Genomic DNA, 21,981 nt, shown 5'->3' with positions numbered 1-21,981 from the left:
AATTTTTAAAATATGTTATTAAGATAATTATTAACAATAGAAAAAACCGAATTTAAATGAACTAAGAAAACCATAAAAATTAGCTTATTTTTGTACTATGCAATTAAAATTAGAATCAAAATTTAAACCTACTGGAGACCAACCTGAAGCAATTAAACAACTTGTAGCAGGAATTGAATCTGGTGAAAAATTCCAAACTCTTTTAGGTGTTACTGGCTCCGGAAAAACATTTACTGTAGCCAATTTAATTGAAAAAGTAAAAAAACCAACCTTAGTTTTAGCACATAATAAAACACTAGCTGCTCAACTATATTCTGAATTTAAACAATTTTTCCCTAACAACGCTGTTGAATATTTTGTATCGTATTACGATTATTACCAGCCAGAAGCTTTTTTACCTACAACCGGAACTTATATAGAAAAAGATTTATCTATTAATGAAGATATTGAAAAACTTAGAATTAGTGCCTCGTCTGCTCTACTTTCTGGAAGACGTGATGTTATAATTATTGCTTCCGTTTCGTGTATTTATGGTATTGGAAATCCTGTTGAATTCAAAAAAAATATTATTACAATAGAAGTTGACCAAGAAATTCCACGTACAAAATTTTTACAATTGTTAGTTACTAGTTTGTACTCTAGAACTGAAACCGAAATTAGCAGTGGAACATTTAAAGTTAAAGGTGATACCATAACCGTATACCCTTCTTATGGTGAACATGCTTATAGAATTCATTTTTTTGGCGATGAAATTGAAGAAATTGAAAGTTTTGACGTTACCAACAATCAGGTAATAGAAAAATTTGAACAACTCTCTATTTATCCAGCAAACTTGTTTGTAACTTCTCCAGATGTGCTACAGAATGCAATACACGCTATTCAAGAAGATTTAATGAAACAATACGATTATTTTAATGAAATTGGTAAACCTTTAGAAGCTAAAAGGTTAAAAGAACGTACCGAATTTGACTTAGAAATGATTCGTGAATTAGGTTATTGCAGTGGAATCGAGAATTATTCGCGTTATTTAGATGGAAGAACTCCAGGCTCACGACCTTTCTGCTTATTAGATTATTTTCCTGATGATTATTTAATGGTTATTGATGAAAGCCACGTAACTGTTCCACAGGTACATGCAATGTACGGAGGAGACAGGTCTAGAAAAGTAAATTTAGTAGAATATGGATTTAGATTGCCAGCAGCAATGGACAACAGACCTTTAAAGTTTGATGAATTTGAAAGCATTCAAAATCAGGTTATTTTTGTAAGTGCAACACCTGCAGATTACGAATTACAAAAAACCGAAGGTGTTTTTGTGGAACAAGTAATTAGACCAACAGGTTTATTAGATCCTGAAATTGAAATCCGTCCAAGCATCAATCAAATTGATGATTTAATTGAAGAAATTCAAATTAGAGTTGAAAAAGATGAACGTACATTAGTAACAACATTAACTAAACGAATGGCAGAAGAATTAGCTAAATATTTAACTAGAATTCATATTCGCTGTCGTTATATTCACTCAGATGTAGATACCTTAGAACGTGTAGAAATTATGCAAGATTTACGAAAAGGTCTTTTTGATGTATTGATTGGAGTAAACCTTTTACGTGAAGGCTTGGATTTACCAGAAGTTTCTTTAGTTGCAATTTTAGATGCAGACAAAGAAGGTTTTTTACGTTCGCACCGTTCTTTAACACAAACTATTGGTAGAGCCGCTCGTAATGTTAAAGGTAAAGCAATTATGTATGCCGATAAAATTACAAATAGTATGCAACAAACTATTGATGAAACTGCTAGAAGACGAGAAAAACAAATTAATTACAATACAAAACATAATATTACACCTACTCAAATTAAGAAGAGTATTGAAAATACATTAGCAAAAAACACTGTTTCATCTTATAATTACGACAATGCAGCAAATATGGCTGCGGAAGAAGAATTAAATTATTTATCTAAAACTGAAATTGAAAAACGTATTAAAGAAAAACGTAAGCAAATGGAAACTGCTGCAAAAGCATTAGATTTTATTGTTGCTGCTCAATTACGTGATGAAATAAAAGTTTTGAAAGAGAAAGTGTAAAAGAAAAAGCTAACAGGTTTTGAAAACTTGTTAGCTTTAATAACGTTATTAATAAATTGTAATTGTATTAATTTCCTTTTTGATAATCAGCTAAAAACTTTGCCAATCCAATATCTGTTAAAGGGTGATTTAATAAACCTTTTATTGCACTTAAAGGACCTGTCATAACATCAGAACCTAATTTAGCACAATCAATTATATGCATTGTATGACGCACAGATGCAGCTAAAATTTTGGTAGTAAAACCATAATTATCATAAATATGTCTTATTTCAGAAATCAAATTCAAACCATCTGTAGAAATATCATCTAAACGTCCAATAAATGGAGATACATAAGTTGCTCCTGCTTTTGCAGCCAATAAAGCTTGACCTGCAGAGAAAACTAACGTTACATTTGTTTTAATACCTTTATCTGAAAAATATTTACACGCTTTTACACCATCAGCAATCATAGGTAATTTAACTACAATTTGTGGATGTAAAGCAGCCAAAGCTTCACCTTCTTTAACCATTCCAGCAAAATCAGTAGCAATTACTTCTGCACTAACATCACCATCAACAATATTACAAATAGCTACATAATGTTTTAAAATATTATCAGCTCCTGTTATTCCTTCTTTTGCCATTAATGATGGATTAGTAGTAACTCCATCTAAAACACCTAATGCTTGTGCTTCTTTAATCTGGTCTAGATTTGCTGTATCGATAAAAAATTTCATTTTAAGTTTATTTAAGTTTAGTTTACAAATATAGTTTTTAATGTGGAATTGAATAAAAGTGTTAGAGTTAATTAAAGTAAAAATCTAATTTTGAAGCTTTTCTACAATTACAATAATTAAAATAACATACTTTTAGACTTTATAATTTATAATGATTCATTAATAATTTTTCATACATAGTATCTGGAAGTATTTTTTTTAATACAATAGAACTTTTTTGCATAAAATCTCCAACTTTATAATGTATTCTAGGTTTTGGAGTTTTAATAATTTTATAAATAGCAGTTGCCATTTCTAAAGGATCACTTCCACTATCTACATGGGCATCCATTAAATCTAAATTTTCCTTATATGTTTTTTTATAAGGAGAATTATCAAAAACAGGTGTATGGTATCTTCCTGAAGCAATATTAGTTGCAAAATCTCCCGGAGCTACATTTGTTACTTGTATTCCAAAATTTTTAACTTCCATTCTAACAGCTTCTGTTACAATTTCCAAGGCACCTTTTGTTGCAGAATAAATACCTCTATAAGGCAATCCCATATAACCAGCAATAGACGTAACATTAATAATTAAACCACTTTTTTGAGTTCTCATTTGAGGTAAAACAGCTTTCATTACATCAATTGCACCAAAAAAATTTGTATTGAAAACATTTCGCATTTCATCAGTTGGAGTTTCTTCAATAGGTCCGGTAATTCCCATTCCAGCATTATTAATTAACACATCCAGCCTTCCTTCTTGTGTAATAACTTCGGTTACTGCCGTATTAATTGTTTCAACATTAGTAACATCTAATGCCACTAATTTAAATGGATGTTTGGATATTTTTTGAGGATTTCTACTTGTTCCATAAACAATATATCCTTTTTCCGATAAAAATTCTCCAACAGATTTTCCAATTCCAGAAGACCCGCCAGTAATTAAAACTACTTTTTTCATTAAATAATAAAAAATTGAAAGATTAAAAAATAATTGAGTATCCGTAATTAGTGTTAATTTTTGGCAACGTAATGCTTAACATTTTTGAGTATCTCATTATACTTAACACACAAGTTAAAAATACGCTCTCTAAAACATGTTTAAAAGAAAACAACCTTTAAAACTTAAAAACAGACAACCATTTAAAATAATTTCAAAAGTACATTATTTATAAGGTAATTAAAAGTTAGTAAGAAATTAAAAAGGATATTAAATAGGAAAAAAAGAGTAGAAAAAAAGGCAAGCTACCTACATCACACCGCTACGACCTAATACCTTTGCTGCGTTCCCGCCCTGGAGGATTCAAAGGGAGCTGGTTGTGTAGGACTTGCCCGGTGCAAATTTACAATCAATTTTTAGTTTAAACAATGTTTTTTTTTATAATTTTATGTAACATTTTTAAAATTCTGATTACTAATAAATTATTATAAACAAATACTAATATTAATTAAATTAACTTTATACTAAATGTGTATTTAGTATATTTGTTACTCTAAAAACTCAACAAACAATTATGGAAAACCAAAAATCAACAACATCAAAACAAGTAATGCTTAACTACGGACTAATATTAGGTGTAGTTTCTGTTATACTCTCAGTTGCAATTTATGCAATGGGTAAAATTTACGATCAAGGATTTGGAGTAATGGCTGCGAGCTTTGTAATAATGGCTGTTATAATTTTTATGGGGTTAAAAAACTATAAAGATGGTAATAATAACCTTTTAAGTTTAGGAGATGCATTAAAAATTGGATTGGGAATTGCATTAATTGGTGCTATAATATCTGTACTTTACAATCAAATTTTTATCAATTTTATTGAACCAGATTTTATGGAAAATATGATGAAAGTTGGTCAAGAAAAAATGTTAGAACAAAACCCAAATATGACTGATGAACAATTGGAAGTTGCAATAGCAATGCAAGAAAAATTTTCTAGTCCACTAATTGGAGCAGCAATGGGAATTATAGGTAGTTTATTCTTTGGTTTTATAATTTCACTTATAGAAGGTTTAATTTTAAAAAAATCTGAAGAAGATTAAAATAAAAAATAAATGGATATATCAGTAGTTATTCCACTACTTAATGAAGAAGAATCTTTAAATGAATTACACGATTGGATTGTAAAAGTTATGCAATCCAATCGTTATTCTTATGAGATTCTTTTTATTGATGACGGTAGTACAGATACTTCTTGGGAAGTAATCGAAAATCTTTCAAAAAAAAACACAGCTGTAAAAGGCATACGTTTTCAAAAAAATTATGGAAAATCTCAAGCTTTAAATGCGGGTTTTAAAGAAGTAATAGGCGATGTTGTAATTACAATGGATGCTGATTTACAAGATAGTCCAGACGAAATTCCTGAATTATACAATCTAATTAGTAAAGATGGTTTCGATTTAATTTCTGGTTGGAAAAAGAAACGCTACGATTCTAAAATTAGAAAAAATATACCTTCAAAATTATTTAATGCTGCCGCTAGAAAAACTTCAGGTTTAAAATTACACGATTTTAATTGCGGATTAAAAGCTTATAAAAAAGAGGTTATTAAAAATATTGATGTTAATGGTGAAATGCACCGTTACATTCCAGTACTTGCAAAAAACGCTGGATATACTAAAATTGATGAAAAAGTAGTAGTACATCAGGCTAGAAAATATGGTGTAACCAAATTTGGAATAGAGCGTTTTATAAACGGATTTTTAGATTTAATTACTATTTGGTTTTTATCTACTTTTGGAAAAAGGCCCATGCATTTATTTGGTTTTTTAGGAACACTTATGTTTGTTGTTGGATGTACATTTGCCTTTTATTTAGGTGTAGACAAACTATTTTTTAATCCAACAGGTAGGTTAATTACCGAAAGACCACAATTTTACATTGCTTTAACAACTATGATAATTGGAACACAATTCTTTTTAGCAGGTTTTTTAGGAGAGTTAATGCTTCGCACTAAATCAGCTACAAAAAGGTATTCAATTTCAAACAAAATTAATATATAACGTTTTAGTAAAAAGCACTATTTATTTACAACTAATAACAGTATTTTTGTATAAAATTTGACAATAATTATTATGACTACAATCTTAGAAAAAGCCTCACTTTGGCTTACAGACACTTTTGATAGTGAAACAAAAAAAGAAATTCAACTTTTAATTGATAACAATCAAGATCAATTAGCTGATAGGTTTTACAAAGATATGGAATTTGGTACTGGTGGTATGCGTGGTATTATGGGTGCAGGTACAAACCGAATTAACAAATATACATTAGGTAAAGCTACACAAGGGTTGTCTAACTATTTAATACAAACTTCCCCTAATAAAGAACTTAAAGTTGTTATTGCTTTTGATTGTCGTCATAACAGTCAAAAATTTGCTAAAATTGTTGCAGATGTATTTTCTGCAAATGGAATAAAAGTATTTTTATTTGAAGCTTTAAGACCAACACCTGAATTATCGTTTGCAGTGCGCCATTTAGATTGTGATGCAGGTATAGTTTTAACTGCATCTCATAATCCTCCAGAATATAATGGGTATAAAGTGTATTGGGCTGATGGAGGACAAATTGTACCACCACACGATTATAAAATAATTGAAAAAGTAAACAGTTTAGATTTTTCTGAAATAAAATTCGATGCAAAAGAAGATTTAATTGAAGTTATTGGCGAAAAAGTAGACAATGCTTTTATTGATGCTTCAGTAAAAAATGGTACATTTAATACTGCTGGTAAAGAAAACCTAAAAATTGTATTTACTTCATTACACGGAACCTCTATTACAGCTGTTCCAAATGCTTTTGAAAAAGCAGGATATACAGATGTACATATTGTTGAAGAACAACGCGAACCAAATGGTGATTTCCCAACTGTTAAATCACCAAACCCAGAAGAACCTGAGGCTTTAAAAATGGCTACAGAATTAGCAAATAAAATTGGTGCTGATATTGTTATTGGAACAGATCCAGATTGTGACCGTTTAGGTATTGCAGTTAGAGATTTAGATGGTAATATGAAATTATTAAACGGTAACCAAACAATGTGTTTAATGACCGATTTCTTAATTAAAAAATGGAAAGAAGCTGGTAAATTAAACGGAAAACAGTTTGTAGGTTCTACTATAGTTTCTACCAATTTAGTTGCAGAAATTGCCGAAAAATATGGTGTTCAATCTAAAGTAAGTCTAACTGGATTTAAATGGATTGCTAAAATGATTAGAGATGCCGAAGGAACATTAGATTTTATTGGTGGTGGTGAAGAAAGTTTTGGATATATGATAGGAGATTTTGTACGTGACAAAGATGCCGTTTCTTCTACACTTTTAGCATGTGAAATTGCTGCAAATGCAAAAGCTAATGGAAGTTCAATATACCAAGAATTACTACAAATTTATGCTGACACTAATTTCTATAAAGAACATTTAATTGCATTGGTAAGAAAAGGAATGGATGGAGCACAACAAATTGCTCAAATGATGGTAGATTTACGTGAAAATCCAGTAACTGAAATTGATGGTTCTAAAGTAAAATATTTATACGATTACGATGCCTCAACTAAAACAAATTTACTTACAAATACCGTTGAAGCTATTGACATTCCAAAATCTAACGTGTTAATTTACGAAACTGTTGAAGGTACTAAAATTGCTGCAAGACCAAGTGGAACTGAGCCTAAAATTAAATTTTATTTTAGCGTAAAAGCACCACTAGATGCAATTGAAAATGCTAAAAAAGTTGAAGCGGAATTAGATACTAAAATTCAACGTATAATTACTGAAATGAAACTATCTTAATGAATTATTTCAAAAAGATATTAAAATACGCAAAACCTTACCTTAAATATGCATACTTAAATATTGTTTTCAATATTTTGTATGCATTATTTAATGTACTTTCTGTTTTAGGATTTATTCCTGTACTCGGTATTTTATTTGGAAAAGAAGAAAAAACCTATACAAAGCCTGTATATACTGGTATTGCAAGCTTATACGATTTTGTTTCTGGTTCTTTAAATTATAAAGTCACCGAATTAATGGAAAATGGTGGAATTGATAAAGCCTTACTTTTTATCTGTATTTTATCTTTCAGTTTATTTTTCTTTAAAAATCTATTCAGATATTTAGCTTCTTTTGTTTTAGCCTTTTTAAGAAATGGTGTAGTTAAAGATTTACGAGATAGCTTATATCATAAAATTATTGGATTACCACTCTCCTACTTTTCAGAAAAGAAAAAAGGAGATATTATTGCTCGCATGACATCTGATGTTCAAGAAGTTGAAAATTCTTTTTTAACATCATTAGAAACCATAGTACGTGAGCCCTTAACCATAATTTTAACATTAATATCAATGTTTGCTATAAGTGCAAAATTGACATTATTTGTATTTATTTTATTACCTGTTTCAGGGTTTATAATTTCTGCAATTAGCAAAAAATTAAAGGCAAAATCTTTATTAGCACAACAAGAAACAGGCACATTTTTATCTTTTATGGAAGAAACCTTAACTGGTTTACGTGTTATAAAAGGTTTTAATGCTGAAACTAAAATTGAACATAAATTTAATAATTCTACTACAAAATTTAGAGATTTAATGACAAGCGTAATCCAACGTAAAACATTAGCTTCTCCTATGAGTGAATTTTTAGGTTCTGCTACAATAATTGCAATTTTATGGTTTGGAGGAAGATTGGTTTTAACTGATAATAGTGGTATGCAACCACAAGAATTCTTTGGGTATATTGGACTATTTTATTTAGTGTTAAATCCTGCAAAAGCTATTTCTACTGCATTTTATAGCATTCAAAAAGGAAATGCATCTGCAGAACGTATTATCGATATTTTAGAAACTAAAAATACCATAACAGATACTCCAAACGCAATTGCTAAAAAAAGCTTTGATAGTGAAATTTCATTTGAAAACATCTCATTTAAATATTTAGATGAATATGTTCTAAAAAACTTTTCTTTAAATATTAAAAAAGGGCAAACTGTTGCTCTTGTTGGACAGTCTGGTAGTGGTAAATCTACACTTGCAAATTTAATTACACGATTTTACGATGTTAATAAAGGCTCCATTAAAATAGATGGTGTAAATATTAAAGATATAAAACAAAAATCATTAAGAGATTTAATGGGAATTGTTACTCAAGAATCCATCTTATTTAATGATACTGTTAAAAATAATATTAGCTTAGGAGTTGAAAACTCTACTTTAGAAGAAGTTGAAGACGCTGCAAACATTGCAAATGCACACGAATTTATTAAAAACTTACCTTTACAATACCAAACTAATATTGGCGATAGTGGAAATACACTTTCTGGTGGACAAAAACAACGTTTAAGTATTGCACGTGCTGTACTTAAAAATCCTCCAATAATGATTTTAGATGAGGCTACTTCTGCGCTAGATACCGAAAGTGAACAGTTGGTACAAAAAGCCCTAGAAAAAATGATGGAAAATAGAACATCATTAGTAATTGCACATCGTTTATCAACAATACAAAAAGCAGATTTAATTATAGTACTTCAAAAAGGAGAAATTGTAGAACAAGGTAAACACGAAGAATTATTAGCCGAAAAAGGTGAATATTTTAAGTTGGTTACTATGCAAACACTTTAATTTTTTTTATAAAACTTAACAGATTCCTTTATTAAGTTTTGATCTTAATATTTGTTAGGCAAATTAAAGTTCTATTTGTAAATTTACATAAAAACAAATAGTATTTTTATGAGTCAGATAATAACATTTGGAGAAGTATTAATGCGTTTATCTCCTGAAGGAAATAAGAAATTTATTCAAGCTAATTCACTTGAATTTTATTTTGGAGGAACAGAAATAAATGTTGGTATTTCAATAGCCAATTTTGGTGGTGATGTAAAACATATAAGTTGTATTTCAGAAGATTTTGTTGGTGACACAGCTATTTCATATTTGCGAAAATTTGGAGTAGATACTTCTGCTATAGTAAGATCTAAACGCCCATTAGGTGTTTATTTTTTAGAAGTAGGCGCTGTTATGAGACCGAGTAGTATCTCTTACAATCGTTCGCATTCATCTTTCTCAGAAATTGAGCCAAGCATGGTAAATTGGGAAAAATCTTTAGAAGGTGGTAAATGGTTTCACTGGACAGGCATTACTCCTGCCCTTTGTAAAGGTGGCTACGAAACTTTAAAAGAAGGCTTAATTTTAGCTAAAAAGAAAGGCTTAACAATCTCAGCAGATCCTACTTATAGAAGAGGTCTATGGAAATATGGAGTAAACGCCAAAGACGCTTTAATCGATTTATTAAATTACTCAACAATTTTTATTGGTGGTATTGACGAAATTAATGAAGTACTAGATACAAATTTTGGATATACTAATGAAGAATTTATCGAAGCTAGCAAACAGCTAATGTCTAAATTTCCTTCTATAGAAAAGGTATTTGAAAAAATAAGAACTGCAGTAAATTCTTCTTGGAATAAAATTAGAGCTAGAATGTGGAATGGTGACGAATTTAGAGAAACAAAAGATTTAGATATTACACATATTATAGATAGAATTGGAACAGGAGATGCTTTTGCTGCAGGATTAATTTATGGTTTACAACATTATAATGATGTAAAATCTATGGAATTTGCAAGTGCTGCAAGTGCTTTAAAACATACCTATGAAGGTGATGTAAACTTTTCATCTGTAGATGAAGTTTTAGGCATTTTAGAAGGAAATATTACAGGTAGATTAAACAGATAAAATTTAGGTTAAATAATGCCTATTATAAAAAAGTAACGTTTAAGACGTTACTTTTTTTAATACATTTTATTTAGTAAGCATTCTTGCCGTAAAAACTACTTTAGAATCTTTTAATCTATTGCCCTTAAAAAACAATTCATGATTACTATTTGATTCTAGATTGTTAATATTACTATGTATTTCTATTTTATCATCTAAAAAAGTTTCTGCTGAAAAATTAATTTCATATTCTTTAACCCTAAATAGTTTATGATAATTAAACGGTATAGAATCAAGTACCCATTGTGTGTATTTCACATTATTTACATGATTATTCATATCCAAGTCACTAATTCTAACTTCAAACATTTTTGTAGCCCCAATTTCTTTAGGAAGAATAATTTTCTCTGCTATAAAATCTAATGAATAATCTTTTCTAGGTTTAAATAAACTTTCAGTATTTTCTATTTTTTTAGGCCTTCTGGTTTTACTATCTAAAATCATCCAGCTTGTTGAACAAGCACCAATTTTATTATGATTTAAAAATATTTCATATTCACGAATTGCATAAAAATCAATAACTGGTTTTGTCCAAGTTTTAATAGTTATGGTATCATCTAAGCATGGCCAGGTATCCATTTGCAATTTTTGTCTGGTAAGCACCCAAAAAAAACCTTTTTCTATTGAACTTTCGTAACCAAAACCTAGTTTTAATGCATGTTCACTAGCAATATCTTGTAGTATTTGCAACAAACCAAATAAACCTAATTTTTTATTTGTATTTATGTTTATGCTATTTACTTTATAATTTTCTTCAAAAATAGATTCCAAGTTTTTCATTAATTTTATCTGGTTGATATTTTTCTATTTGATATTAAATGTAATAGAGATTTTAATTAATTTTAAGTCCTAATTTTTCACCTCTTTGTAACATAAACGCATAAGCTTCATCGTAATCGTTTGCAATTTTACCATCTAAAATAGCTTCTTTTATAGCGTCTTTAATTTGCCCGATTTCTCTACACGGTTTTAAATTAAAAGTTTCCATTATTAACTCACCAGAAATTGGAGGTTGAAATTTACGTACGTGATCTCGAGCTTCAACTTCTTTAATTTTTTCGCGAACCATTTTAAAATTATTATGGTAACGTTTAAATTTAGTTGGATTTTTAGTTGTGATATCAGCTTCACAAAGCGTCATTAAACTATCAATATCTTCACCCGTATCAAAAATTAAACGTCTTACAGCAGAATCAGTTACGTCCGTTGCTAAAACAATAGGTCTAGAACTTAGATACACCATTTTCTGAACAAACTTCATTTTATTATTTAAAGGCATTTTTAACCGTTTAAATAATTTGTATACCATTTTAGAGCCTACAAATTCGTGAGAATGAAAAGTCCAACCTATATTTTTATCAAACTTTTTAGTAGGCGCTTTTCCAATATCGTGTAATAATGCTGCCCAGCGTAGCCATAAATCATCTGTATTTTCAGAAATATTATCAACCACTTCTAAGGTATGGTAAAAATTATCTTTATGTTTTTGACCTTCTATTTCATCTACACCTTGTAAATTTGTTACTTCTTGTAAAAATCTATGTAGCAGTTTAGTTTTATGCAATAATAAAATTCCTACTGATGGTTTTTTAGAAAGCATTATTTTATTAAACTCATCAATAATACGTTCTCTTGTTATAATATCTAACCTTTCAGCATTTCTTGTAATTGCATTTAAAGATTCTGTTTCAATAATAAAATTTAATTGTGATGCAAACCGAATTGCCCGCATCATTCTTAAAGGATCATCTGAATAAGTGATATCTGGATTTAAAGGTGTTTTAATAATCTTAGACTCCAAATCCTTCATTCCTTCAAAAGGATCTAATAAAACGCCATAATTAGCTTCGTTTAAACTTAAAGCCAATGCATTTATAGTAAAATCTCTTCTATTTTGATCATCTTGTAAAGTTCCATCTTCAACAACAGGATTTCTACTGGCTTCATTATAAGATTCTTTTCTAGCCCCAACAAATTCTATTTCAACATCATTATAACGTAACATAGCAGTTCCATAAGTTTTAAAAACCTGAACTTTTGGTTTATTTGGTAATAAATTAGCTACTTCTTGTGCTAATTCTATTCCGCTACCAACGGCTACAATATCAATATCTTTTGGTGCTCCTCTTTTTAAAAAATAGTCACGAACAAAACCTCCAATTACGTAAGAATCTAATTGTAAATTTTTTGAAGCTTTTGAAATATATTCAAATATTGGATGTATTAAAGCATCTTTATATGTGTTATTACTAGGCATAAATTTATTTGACTATATTTTAATATTTCTTTTATTTTAATAATAAACGTCAACCTGAACTTGTTTCAGGTTCACATCATTATTTACTTAAAACTGCATGAGATTCTGAAACAAGTTCAGAATGACGAATTTTTCATAACTATTCACGAAGCACAATTATATCTCCATTATCAGCAACTTTTAAAATAGTTGAAGACTTTTCATTTACTACTTCTCGCTGCAAATTTACAATATAGTCTACGCTATCCAAAATTGGTTGCTCTATTTCTTTAAAACTTTTAGGAGTTACATTTCCACTTACATTTGCTGATGTAGAAACTATAGGTTTTCCAAATGCCTTTATTAATTGCTTACAGAACTTATTTTCAGGAATTCTAATTGCTACTGTTGCGTCTTCTGCAACCACATTTGTAGCTAAACCAATAGGCTTGTTATAAATAATTGTAGTTGGTTTGGTTGTTGCAGTTAATAATTCAATAATTTTATTTGAAATAGTTGGCACATAATGTTCTAACATTTTAATGCTATCTACCAAAATTATTAAACTTTTACTCTCTGAGCGATTTTTTATATTAAACACCTTTTTTACAGCTTTATTAGACGTTGCATCACAACCAATTCCCCAAACTGTATCTGTTGGATATAACAGTACTTTTTCTTGTTGAAGTGTTTTTAAACTATTTTTAATTTCTTGTTCCATTAAAAAACTGTAATTATTTTATGTTCTTCTGGTATTTTTGGTAATTTTAAATACTCTCCTATAATTGTATTGTATTTATGTGGTGAAAAAATTTCTTTACCATCACCCGGATAAAAAGTCATTTCTCCAAAAATAGTTTTATTATTTATAGCATAAAAATCTACTCTAACAAACGGAAGGTCATCTGCCAAAGTTTTTGCTAAGGTTTTCATTTCTTCAAAATTTGAAGGTTTTGTAACATCACAATTATATAATGTTTTAGTTAAAACAGAAAAAGGAAGTTGATTCCAATCTAAATCGTAAAAACACCTGTAATCTTTAGATCCTCTATCAATATCTACTTGCAAAAATTTAGGTTCTCCATTAAAACAAAAGAATTTATAATCGTGTAAAACATCCTTTCCTTCTTCTTCTAAATATTTTTCTGCTATAATTTTAGGTTCTATATTTTTATAAGCCCATTCTAAACCTACTTTTTTATATTGGCAATGCTTCATCCATTTTCGCATTGTCTTTTTAGCTTTTTTAATATCTAATTTACTTTTATCTTTTACAATAATATTTAAGCTACTACCGTGTACACCTTTTAATACAAATTGATTAGGAAGTTGGTCAAAATCAATAGCGTCTACACTGTAATAAACATTGTACAATTCATTTAAATAAACATCGCCTATTTTTTCTGAAACATATGTTCTAACAGCAAATTTATCTGCCAACTGTGTTAAAAGTGGCACATGAAAATGCAACTTTAACCAAGTAATTTTTTCATTAAATTTTTTAGGGTTTTCTAGATTTAACTTCTCATCAGTATAATATCTATATCTAATTTTTAGCAATCTTTTATTAGGTAAAAATTTAAAATTTTTTAAAAGTCTGTAAGTTGATTTTTTAAATTTCATTTTGCTATTATAAGAAATTAAAATTTAAAATACTTTAAACGCTTTCGTATTTTAAACTTTCTAATAAGGTTAAGCGGTTTGCTTTTTAATAATTTTTGCTCATTATTATTTACAAAATCTTCAACAGCATCTATTACTCTTTCACTCGATTTTCCATCAAAATATGGGTGCTGTTTTAATGCAAATGATTCTATTTTTTTGATAAGTTTTTTTGGTCTTTTTATTGCTTTTTCTATTGCAGGCTTAATTTTACTGACTTTAGTAACATTTATAAAGCTTTTTTTAGGCTTTCTATTATTAAATGTAATTACTGGTTTTTTTTGAATAATAAATTCTGTAATTATTGAAGATGTATCGGTTAACATTACATCTGCATTTTTCAATGGAGCTAAATCCTCTAAAAAAGGAATAAAAGTAACGTTCTTATATGTATCTAATTCTTGAAACTTACGTACTATATCTTCATTCATTTTTGGATGTAAATTAACAATCCAACCCCAGTTTTCATTTTCAATAAGTTTAACTATTTCATTAAAAACATTATCATTATGTGCTAAACTTAAACGTTCTGTAAATGTAGAAGCTACAAAAATAACGGGTTTATGTGTCTTGGTATTATCTTCAATTGGAAACAAAATATCTACCTTAGACCAACCGGTTTCTACTACTTTAAAATTTTTATGTTTACGTGCTAATTTTTTAAACGTTTTTGTTGTTGAAGGTCCTTGTGTACAATACAAATCAAAAAAACCTCTAATTCTAAAATGTCCTTTCTCTTTACTTCGTTTATTTACACTAAAGCCGTGAAACAATTGCACTTTTATACCTGGGAAAAAATGTGGTACTTCATTACTTGCCACTAAAACTGCATCTGGTTTATAATCAACAACTTCATCAACAGTATTTAATAAGTTTTCTGTTGGTAGCAACTTTTTTTTACTCTCTTCTATTTCTGCAAACCAGGCAACCTGATAACCTCTTTTTAAGATTTCTTCTTGTAATGGTCTCACTATTGGAAAACCATAATCATATGATATATAAAGTAAAAATTTCATATTTTATTATAATAGTAAAACAAAAATAGTGTTTTCAAATTAGTTAATTAAAAAAGAATTTTAAATAATCTGTCATTTCTTAGAAAGAAGGAATCTTTCATAAAAAAAGCTGTTTTAATTTTTAAAAATTAAAACAGCTTTTATAAAAATATATTAGAATTATTTTTAAACAGCTACATCATTCTCACGAAGCGCATCGTTTAAAGAAGTTTTTTTATTGGTACTTTCTTTACGTTTTCCAATAATCATAGCACAAGGAACGTTAAATTCTCCAGCTGGAAATTGTTTTTTATAACTTCCTGGAATTACTACAGAACGCTCTGGCACTCTACCTTTCATCTCAATTGGTTCTGGTCCTGTAACATCTATAATTTTAGTACTCATTGTTAAAACAACACCAGCACCTAAAACAGCTTCTTTTTCTACATGAACACCTTCTACAACAATACAACGTGAACCTACAAAAACATCATCTTCAATTATTACCGGAGCTGCTTGTAAAGGCTCTAAAACACCACCAATTCCAACACCTCCACTTAAATGTACATTTTTACCAATTTGTGCACAACTACCAACTGTTGCCCAAGTATCTACCATAGTACCAGCGTCTACATAAGCACCAATATTAATATAACTAGGCATTAAAATTGCACCAGCAGAAATATATGAACCATGACGAGCAACAGCATGTGGAACCACACGAACTCCTTTTTCTTTATAACCTGTTTTTAATGGAATTTTATCATGGTATTCAAAACAACCAACTTCTATAGTTTCCATTTTTTGAATTGGGAAATACAAAACAACAGCTTTTTTCACCCATTCGTTTACTTGCCATCCTCCATCTATTGGTTCTGCAACTCTTAAAGTTCCTGCATCTAATAAAGCAACAACTTCTCTAATTGTATTTTGTGTAGCTTCATCTTTTAACAATGCTCTATCTTCCCAAGCATTTTCTATAATTTGTTTAATTTTTTCCATTCCTTTAGTTTTGTTAAAGCGCAAATATAAAATTAAAATACTTATATCTTTCAAAATGACTAAATTTGCACAACTTTAAAATTTCTGTTATTATTTTGGGACGTATTTTAGCTTTAGATTATGGTGAGAAAAGAACTGGTATTGCAGTAACTGATGAACTTCAGATTATTGCTTCAGGACTTACAACAGTTAACACTAATAAATTATTTTCTTTTTTAACCGAGTATTTAAAAAATGAAACTGTTGAATTATTTATTGTTGGTGAACCAAAACAAATGAACAATACTGCCAGCGAAAGTGAACAATTTATAAAACCATTTATAAAAAAACTAAGTACTACTTTTCCAAAAATTCCAATAAAACGTATTGACGAACGCTTTACTTCTAAAATGGCTTTTCAAAGTATGATTGACAGTGGTTTAAAGAAAAAACAACGACAAAACAAAGCATTAATTGATGAAATTAGTGCAACTTTAATTCTACAATCGTATTTACACTCAAAATAACAGAATACCTTTAAAAATTTAAAAAACAAGCTATAAATTACAACAAAAATTAGCCCATAAACTATTAAAATTTATGGGCTAATTTGAATTAACATTATTCTAAAAATTCTATTTTTATTTGATGCTTATTTTAAGTTTTTTTGAAATATTGTTCGAAGCATTTCCAACATAAATTTCATAAGTACCTTTTTCTAAACTCCAATCTGAAATAGTTTCATTATAATATGCCAAATCTTCTACTGCAATTGAAACCTCAACAGTTTCAGTTGAATTATTTTTTACTACAATTTTTTCGAAACCTTTAAGTTCTTTTGCAGCTCTTTTAACTTTTGATTTTGATTTACCAACATATACCTGAACAACTTCAGAACCAGTAATGGCACCAATATTAGAAACATCACAGGTAACTTTAATAATATCTGAAGAAGTGTATGTTTTTTTATCTGCACTTACATTATCAATATTAAAATTTGTGTAAGATAAACCATATCCAAAGGCAAAAAGAGGTTTAATTTTTTGAGTATCGTGCCATCTGTAACCAACTAATATATCCTCTTTATATTCCTGATATTCACCATTTCCAGGATATGAAATTTCACCAAAATGATGTGCAGAATTGTCAGTTAAATGTACTGGAAAAGAAAAAGGTAATTTTCCTGAAGGATTTACATCACCGCTAATAACATCAGCTAATGCATTTCCTGCTTCACTTCCTAGGTACCAACCTTGCATTACCGCATTTACCTTTGATAACCAAGGCATTGCAACTGCATTTCCACTTACTAAAACAACTCCAATATTTTTATTAACTTCAATCAATTCATCTAACAATTCTTCTTGTCCAAAAGGTAATCCATAATCTATTCTATCTCCTCCTTCACAATCTTGCTGATAATTTTTATTTAATCCTCCAAAAAAGAGTACTATATCAGCATTTTTAGCAACTTCAATAGCTTCATTTTTTAAAGCTTCAGCATCTAATTCTGAAGGAATAACTCTACCATATACAGGAGGTCCTGAAGCATAGCCTAAAGCATGAACAATAGTTGCATTTTTATAACGATCTTGCAAGCCTTTAAGTGGTGATATTTCATTTTTAGCTTTTAATTCTGAAGACCCACCACCAAGAGTCATTTTTCTAGTTGCATTTTCTCCAATTACTGCAATTGTCATTTTTTTTGATGGATCTATTGGAAAGAAAGAATTTTCATTTTTTAACAATACAATCCCTTCAGTAGCAATTTCACGTGCAACTTCAAGATGCTCATCATTATTAATTTTTCCAAATCCACGATTTTTATTCATATTGGTTCTAAACATTAAACGTAAAATTCTTCGAACTTTATCATCTACAATGCTTTCTTCAATTTCACCTTTTTTTATCATTTCTAAAAAAGGAGCTGCTAAATAATAATTATCATATGCATTAAGTGACGTTGAAGTTAACCCATCTGTACCTGTTCCCATCTCCATATCTAGACCATAAAGTGCAGCTTCTTTTGTATCATGCGTAGAACCCCAATCAGAAATTACAACACCATCAAATCCCCAATCTGTTTTTAAAATTTTATTTAATAATTTATGATGTGTAGTATGTTGTCCTCTAAATTGATTATAAGCACCCATTACAGACCACACTCCACCTTCTACAACAGCTGCCTTAAAAGCAGGTAAGTAAATCTCATATAATGCTCTATCACTAACTTTTACATTAATATGATCTCTCCATTGCTCTTGATTATTTAATACATAATGTTTTAAACATGCGGCTACACCATTTTCTTGTACACCATGAATATAAGGTACTACCATTTTAGAAGCTAAAAAAGGATCTTCTCCCATATATTCAAAATTACGTCCGTTTAATGGAGTTCTATAAATATTTACACCAGGACCTAATAATACATCTTTCTCTCTATACAAAGCTTCCTCACCAATACTAACACCATATTTTTTAGATAATTTAGGGTTAAAAGTTGCTGCTAAAGCTGTTAACGCTGGAAAAGCGGTTATAGAATCGTTTGTCCATTTAGCATAGCCCCAATTATCCCAATTTATTTCTCCTCTAACTCCGTGCGGACCATCAGACATCCAAACTTCAGGAATTCCTAACCTTCCAACCCCTGGAGTTGAAAACTTAGATTGTGCATGACACATTGCTACTTTTTCTTCTAAAGTTAGTAATGAGATTATACTATCAATTTTTAATTCTACAGCTCGATTTGTGTTACTTTTAGAAACAATTTCTTGCGCATAAATTCCAGAATTTAAAATTAACACTCCAAAAATTATTACAAATACCCCTACTAGTTTTAAACTATTTTGTCTATTCATTTTTTGTATTTACGTTTTTAATAAAATTTAGTCAAATTTAGTTATTTTCAATTAAAAAAGGTGTGCCTTTAATTGTAACTATTTCAGATACTACATTGTTGCTTTTTCTTCCTTTAGTTTCAGGTTGTTCACCTCCAACAGAAATTGAAATTTCCTCATTAATTACCACTTGCTGGTAATCTTTATTCACTATTGCTAGTTGTTTAGGAGTAACAGTAAATTCAACTGTTTTGGTTTCTCCAACATTTAGATGAATTCTATTAAACCCTAACAACAATCGGGTAGGATTTAATCCGTCATCTTTAAGTCTTGTTGCATATAATTGTACTACTTCTTCTCCGTTAAATTCTCCTTTGTTGGTAATATCGACTGATACTTTCAAATTTTGATTTGTTGAAATTTCTTTTTGTATTTTTAAATCTGAATATTTAAAGTTGGTATAACTTAACCCATAACCGAACGGATAAAGAGCTTCTCCTTTAAAATAACGATAGGTTTTGCCTTTCATATCATACTCTGAAAATTCAGGGATATCATTAATATCTTTATAAAATGTTAAAGGCAATCTTCCAGCTGGATTATAATCTCCAAAAATTACATCTGCAATAGCAGTTCCTCCTGCCTGACCAGGATACCAAGCTTCAATAATTGCAGGTATATTATCATTCTCCCAATTTATAGCAACAGCACTTCCATTTAATAAAACTAATACCATTGGTTTTCCTAACTTATTTAATTTTTTCATTAAATCTGTTTGAGTTTTAGGAAGTTTAACATCTAATCTATCACCTCCAGAAAAACCATCAACTTTTACTTTCATTTCTTCACCTTCTAATAATGGACTTAATCCCATACACAAGACAATTAAATCCGATTTTTTTGCAATTTCAATTGCTTCTTGCTCTAAAGAATCTGTAGGTGCTTCCCATAAAAATCTCATAATAGCATAGTCTGTATTATTTTGCTTGTATTCTAGTTTTATTTTATATTTTTTACCAGCTTCTAGTGATACATATTCATATTCTTTTTTAGGATGATGTACATCTTCCCTTTCAACTAAAAGTTTATCATCTAAATATAATTTCATTCCTGAAAAAGCCTCACCACCTAATGCATATTTACCTGTTTTTTGCACACTTAAATACCCTGTCCAACGAACAGAAAAATGATCATATTTCATATCTGAAAAAGGAGCTTTAGTTCTCCAAATAAAATCAACATTTTTATCTATTTGAGAATGGTTTGGAGTTCCTTCACAATTTAAATTTGAATAATATGCAGCATTTAAACCATTTGTTTGTAAAGTTTCATCAGTAAATAATACAGATGTTGGTATGACTTCAAAAATTGGTAATCCTTCTGCTGTTTTACATCCAACAGCAAAGTTAACTTCAGCATCTGGTAATTTATCAATAATACCTTTTAAAGGTGTTATTGGATTTGAAGGGTATCCATTATAATTTCCTAATAAAACTTCTAAATCATCTGAATTTGGACCGATAACAGCTACTTTTTTAACATCTTTACTGAATGGTAATAAATTATTTTCATTTTTTAACAAGACTAAAGATTTTCTAGAAGTCTCTAAAGCCAATAACCTATGTGTTTCAGAATCAACAACATCATAGGGAATTTTCTCATATTTTACAGCTCCTTCTGGAGCAAATAAACCCAATTTCAATCGCGCTACAATTAATCTTTCTAAAGAAACATTTAATTCGTCTTCAGTAATATGTCCATTTTTTACAGCTTCAACAAGTGCTGGATAAGAATCTCCACAATTTAAATCAGTTCCAGCTTTTACCGCCATTGCAGCAGCTTCTTGCTGATTTTCAGAGACTTCATGAGCTCCTTTATTATAAAAATCTTTTATAGCCCAACAATCCGAAACTATATATCCTTTAAAACCCCATTTATTTCTTAATAAATCACTTAATTCAGTATTTCCACAACATGGTAAACCATCATAACTGTTATAAGCACACATTATAGAATATACACCAGCTTGTTTTATTACTTTTTCAAATTGTGGACTATAAGTATTTACCATATCATATGGCGTTGGAGTTACATTAAAACTATGTCTACTAATCTCTGGTCCACTATGAACTACAAAATGTTTTGCAGTAGCAATTAACTTATAATATGTTGGATCATCTCCTTGTAATCCTTTAATAAATTGCACACCAAGTTCTCCTGTCAAATAGGGATCTTCTCCATATGTTTCCATACCTCTACCCCATCTAGGATCTCTAAAAATATTAATATTAGGTGTCCAATATGTTAACCCTTGGTAAATTCCCCTTTTATTTCTACTTGCAAATTCGTGATGTTTTGCTCTTGCTTCGTCTGAAATTGCATTTGCAACTCTAAACATTTGTTGTTTATCCCACATTGCCCCCATACCAATGGCTTGAGGAAAAACTGTTGCTACACCTGCTCTTGCAACTCCATGTAAACATTCATTCCACCAATTATATTCTGGTATTTCTAGACGTTCAATTGCTGGAGATTCATAGCTCATTTGTGAAACTTTTTCTTCTAAAGTCATTAATGACACTAAATGTTTTGCGCGATTTTCAAAACTTTCATTAGGGTTTTTATAAGTCGGTTTATTTTCTTTACACGAAAAAACAATAATGGTTAAAATTATTAAAGAAATGTATTTTTTCATTTTTTTGCTGGGTTA

General features: G+C 29.3%; 17 protein-coding genes and 1 other RNA gene. 7 read left to right on the top strand and 11 right to left on the bottom strand.

The genetic code is table 11. The features are described from left to right. Nucleotides 1-97: 97 nt before the first annotated feature. A complete protein-coding gene (gene uvrB / locus MHL31_RS02060; RefSeq protein WP_240227420.1) occupies nt 98-2,086 on the top strand; it encodes an excinuclease ABC subunit UvrB in 1,989 nt (662 codons plus the stop codon). A gap of 67 nt (nt 2,087-2,153) precedes the next feature. Here uvrB and fsa read toward each other — a convergent pair whose 3' ends face one another. The 3 genes from fsa to ffs all read right to left on the bottom strand — a co-directional run bounded on the left by fsa (nt 2,154) and on the right by ffs (nt 4,123). After that, entirely contained in the window at nt 2,154-2,807 is a 654-nt protein-coding gene (gene fsa / locus MHL31_RS02055) for a fructose-6-phosphate aldolase (RefSeq protein ID WP_240227419.1), read from the bottom strand. Between the two features lie 139 nt (nt 2,808-2,946). Then, nucleotides 2,947-3,750, bottom strand: a complete 804-nt coding sequence (locus tag MHL31_RS02050) for an SDR family oxidoreductase (RefSeq protein WP_240227418.1) — start codon at nt 3,748-3,750, stop codon at nt 2,947-2,949. A gap of 274 nt (nt 3,751-4,024) precedes the next feature. Continuing rightward, nucleotides 4,025-4,123, bottom strand: an RNA gene (ffs, locus tag MHL31_RS02045) — signal recognition particle sRNA small type. 180 nt (nt 4,124-4,303) lie between these two features. On the opposite strand from ffs, the gene MHL31_RS02040 reads away from it, so the two are divergent. The 5 genes from MHL31_RS02040 (at nt 4,304) to MHL31_RS02020 (ending at nt 10,518) form a co-directional block, all read left to right on the top strand. After that, nucleotides 4,304-4,831: a DUF4199 domain-containing protein gene (locus MHL31_RS02040; protein ID WP_240227417.1), complete on the top strand. Its 528-nt coding sequence runs from the start codon at nt 4,304-4,306 to the stop codon at nt 4,829-4,831. 12 nt (nt 4,832-4,843) lie between these two features. Continuing rightward, a complete protein-coding gene (locus MHL31_RS02035; RefSeq protein WP_240227416.1) occupies nt 4,844-5,791 on the top strand; it encodes a glycosyltransferase family 2 protein in 948 nt (315 codons plus the stop codon). A gap of 72 nt (nt 5,792-5,863) precedes the next feature. Beyond that, the gene (locus MHL31_RS02030; protein ID WP_240227415.1) at nt 5,864-7,579 is read left to right on the top strand and encodes a phospho-sugar mutase; all 1,716 of its coding nucleotides are present in this window, start codon (nt 5,864-5,866) and stop codon (nt 7,577-7,579) included. Continuing rightward, on the top strand, nt 7,579-9,405 hold the full coding sequence (locus MHL31_RS02025) for an ABC transporter ATP-binding protein (RefSeq protein WP_240227414.1): 1,827 nt from the start codon (nt 7,579-7,581) through the stop codon (nt 9,403-9,405). Before MHL31_RS02030 ends, MHL31_RS02025 begins: the two co-directional genes overlap by 1 nt. A 108-nt stretch (nt 9,406-9,513) precedes the next feature. Further along, the gene (locus tag MHL31_RS02020) at nt 9,514-10,518 is read left to right on the top strand and encodes a sugar kinase (protein ID WP_240227413.1); all 1,005 of its coding nucleotides are present in this window, start codon (nt 9,514-9,516) and stop codon (nt 10,516-10,518) included. 66 nt (nt 10,519-10,584) lie between these two features. On the opposite strand, the gene MHL31_RS02015 is transcribed toward MHL31_RS02020, so the two are convergent. The 6 genes from MHL31_RS02015 to MHL31_RS01990 form a co-directional block, all read right to left on the bottom strand. Then, on the bottom strand, nt 10,585-11,337 hold the full coding sequence (locus tag MHL31_RS02015; protein WP_240227412.1) for an acyl-[acyl-carrier-protein] thioesterase: 753 nt from the start codon (nt 11,335-11,337) through the stop codon (nt 10,585-10,587). 52 nt (nt 11,338-11,389) lie between these two features. After that, the gene (locus MHL31_RS02010; protein WP_240227411.1) at nt 11,390-12,814 is read right to left on the bottom strand and encodes a CCA tRNA nucleotidyltransferase; all 1,425 of its coding nucleotides are present in this window, start codon (nt 12,812-12,814) and stop codon (nt 11,390-11,392) included. A gap of 139 nt (nt 12,815-12,953) precedes the next feature. Further along, nucleotides 12,954-13,514: an L-threonylcarbamoyladenylate synthase gene (locus MHL31_RS02005; protein ID WP_240227410.1), complete on the bottom strand. Its 561-nt coding sequence runs from the start codon at nt 13,512-13,514 to the stop codon at nt 12,954-12,956. After that, on the bottom strand, nt 13,514-14,416 hold the full coding sequence (locus MHL31_RS02000; RefSeq protein ID WP_240227409.1) for an ATP-grasp fold amidoligase family protein: 903 nt from the start codon (nt 14,414-14,416) through the stop codon (nt 13,514-13,516). Before MHL31_RS02000 ends, MHL31_RS02005 begins: the two co-directional genes overlap by 1 nt. A 17-nt stretch (nt 14,417-14,433) precedes the next feature. Further along, nucleotides 14,434-15,471 carry a UDP-N-acetylglucosamine 2-epimerase gene (locus MHL31_RS01995; protein WP_240227408.1) on the bottom strand — a complete coding sequence of 346 codons (1,038 nt, stop codon included), beginning with the start codon at nt 15,469-15,471 and terminating at the stop codon, nt 14,434-14,436. Nucleotides 15,472-15,636: 165 nt separating this feature from the next. Beyond that, nucleotides 15,637-16,452 (bottom strand): 2,3,4,5-tetrahydropyridine-2,6-dicarboxylate N-succinyltransferase, encoded by an 816-nt coding sequence (locus MHL31_RS01990; RefSeq protein ID WP_240227407.1) that lies wholly within the window; start codon nt 16,450-16,452, stop codon nt 15,637-15,639. Between the two features lie 95 nt (nt 16,453-16,547). Here MHL31_RS01990 and ruvX point away from each other — a divergent pair, with 95 nt between their 5' ends. Then, on the top strand, nt 16,548-16,958 hold the full coding sequence (gene ruvX / locus MHL31_RS01985; protein ID WP_240228829.1) for a Holliday junction resolvase RuvX: 411 nt from the start codon (nt 16,548-16,550) through the stop codon (nt 16,956-16,958). A 114-nt stretch (nt 16,959-17,072) separates the two neighbouring features. On the opposite strand, the gene MHL31_RS01980 is transcribed toward ruvX, so the two are convergent. Together MHL31_RS01980 and MHL31_RS01975 are read right to left on the bottom strand one after the other, a co-directional pair. Then, complete coding sequence (locus MHL31_RS01980) at nt 17,073-19,292, bottom strand: glycoside hydrolase family 3 C-terminal domain-containing protein (RefSeq protein ID WP_240227406.1); 2,220 nt, start codon at nt 19,290-19,292, stop codon at nt 17,073-17,075. A 37-nt stretch (nt 19,293-19,329) separates the two neighbouring features. Then, nucleotides 19,330-21,966 (bottom strand): glycoside hydrolase family 3 C-terminal domain-containing protein, encoded by a 2,637-nt coding sequence (locus MHL31_RS01975; protein WP_240227405.1) that lies wholly within the window; start codon nt 21,964-21,966, stop codon nt 19,330-19,332. Nucleotides 21,967-21,981 lie beyond the last annotated feature (15 nt).

It is taken from the genome of Lutibacter sp. A80 (assembly GCF_022429645.1).
Lineage (GTDB): Bacteria > Bacteroidota > Bacteroidia > Flavobacteriales > Flavobacteriaceae > Lutibacter.
Note: the sequence above shows the minus strand (reverse complement) of the source record. Positions and strands in the feature narration are given on the sequence as shown.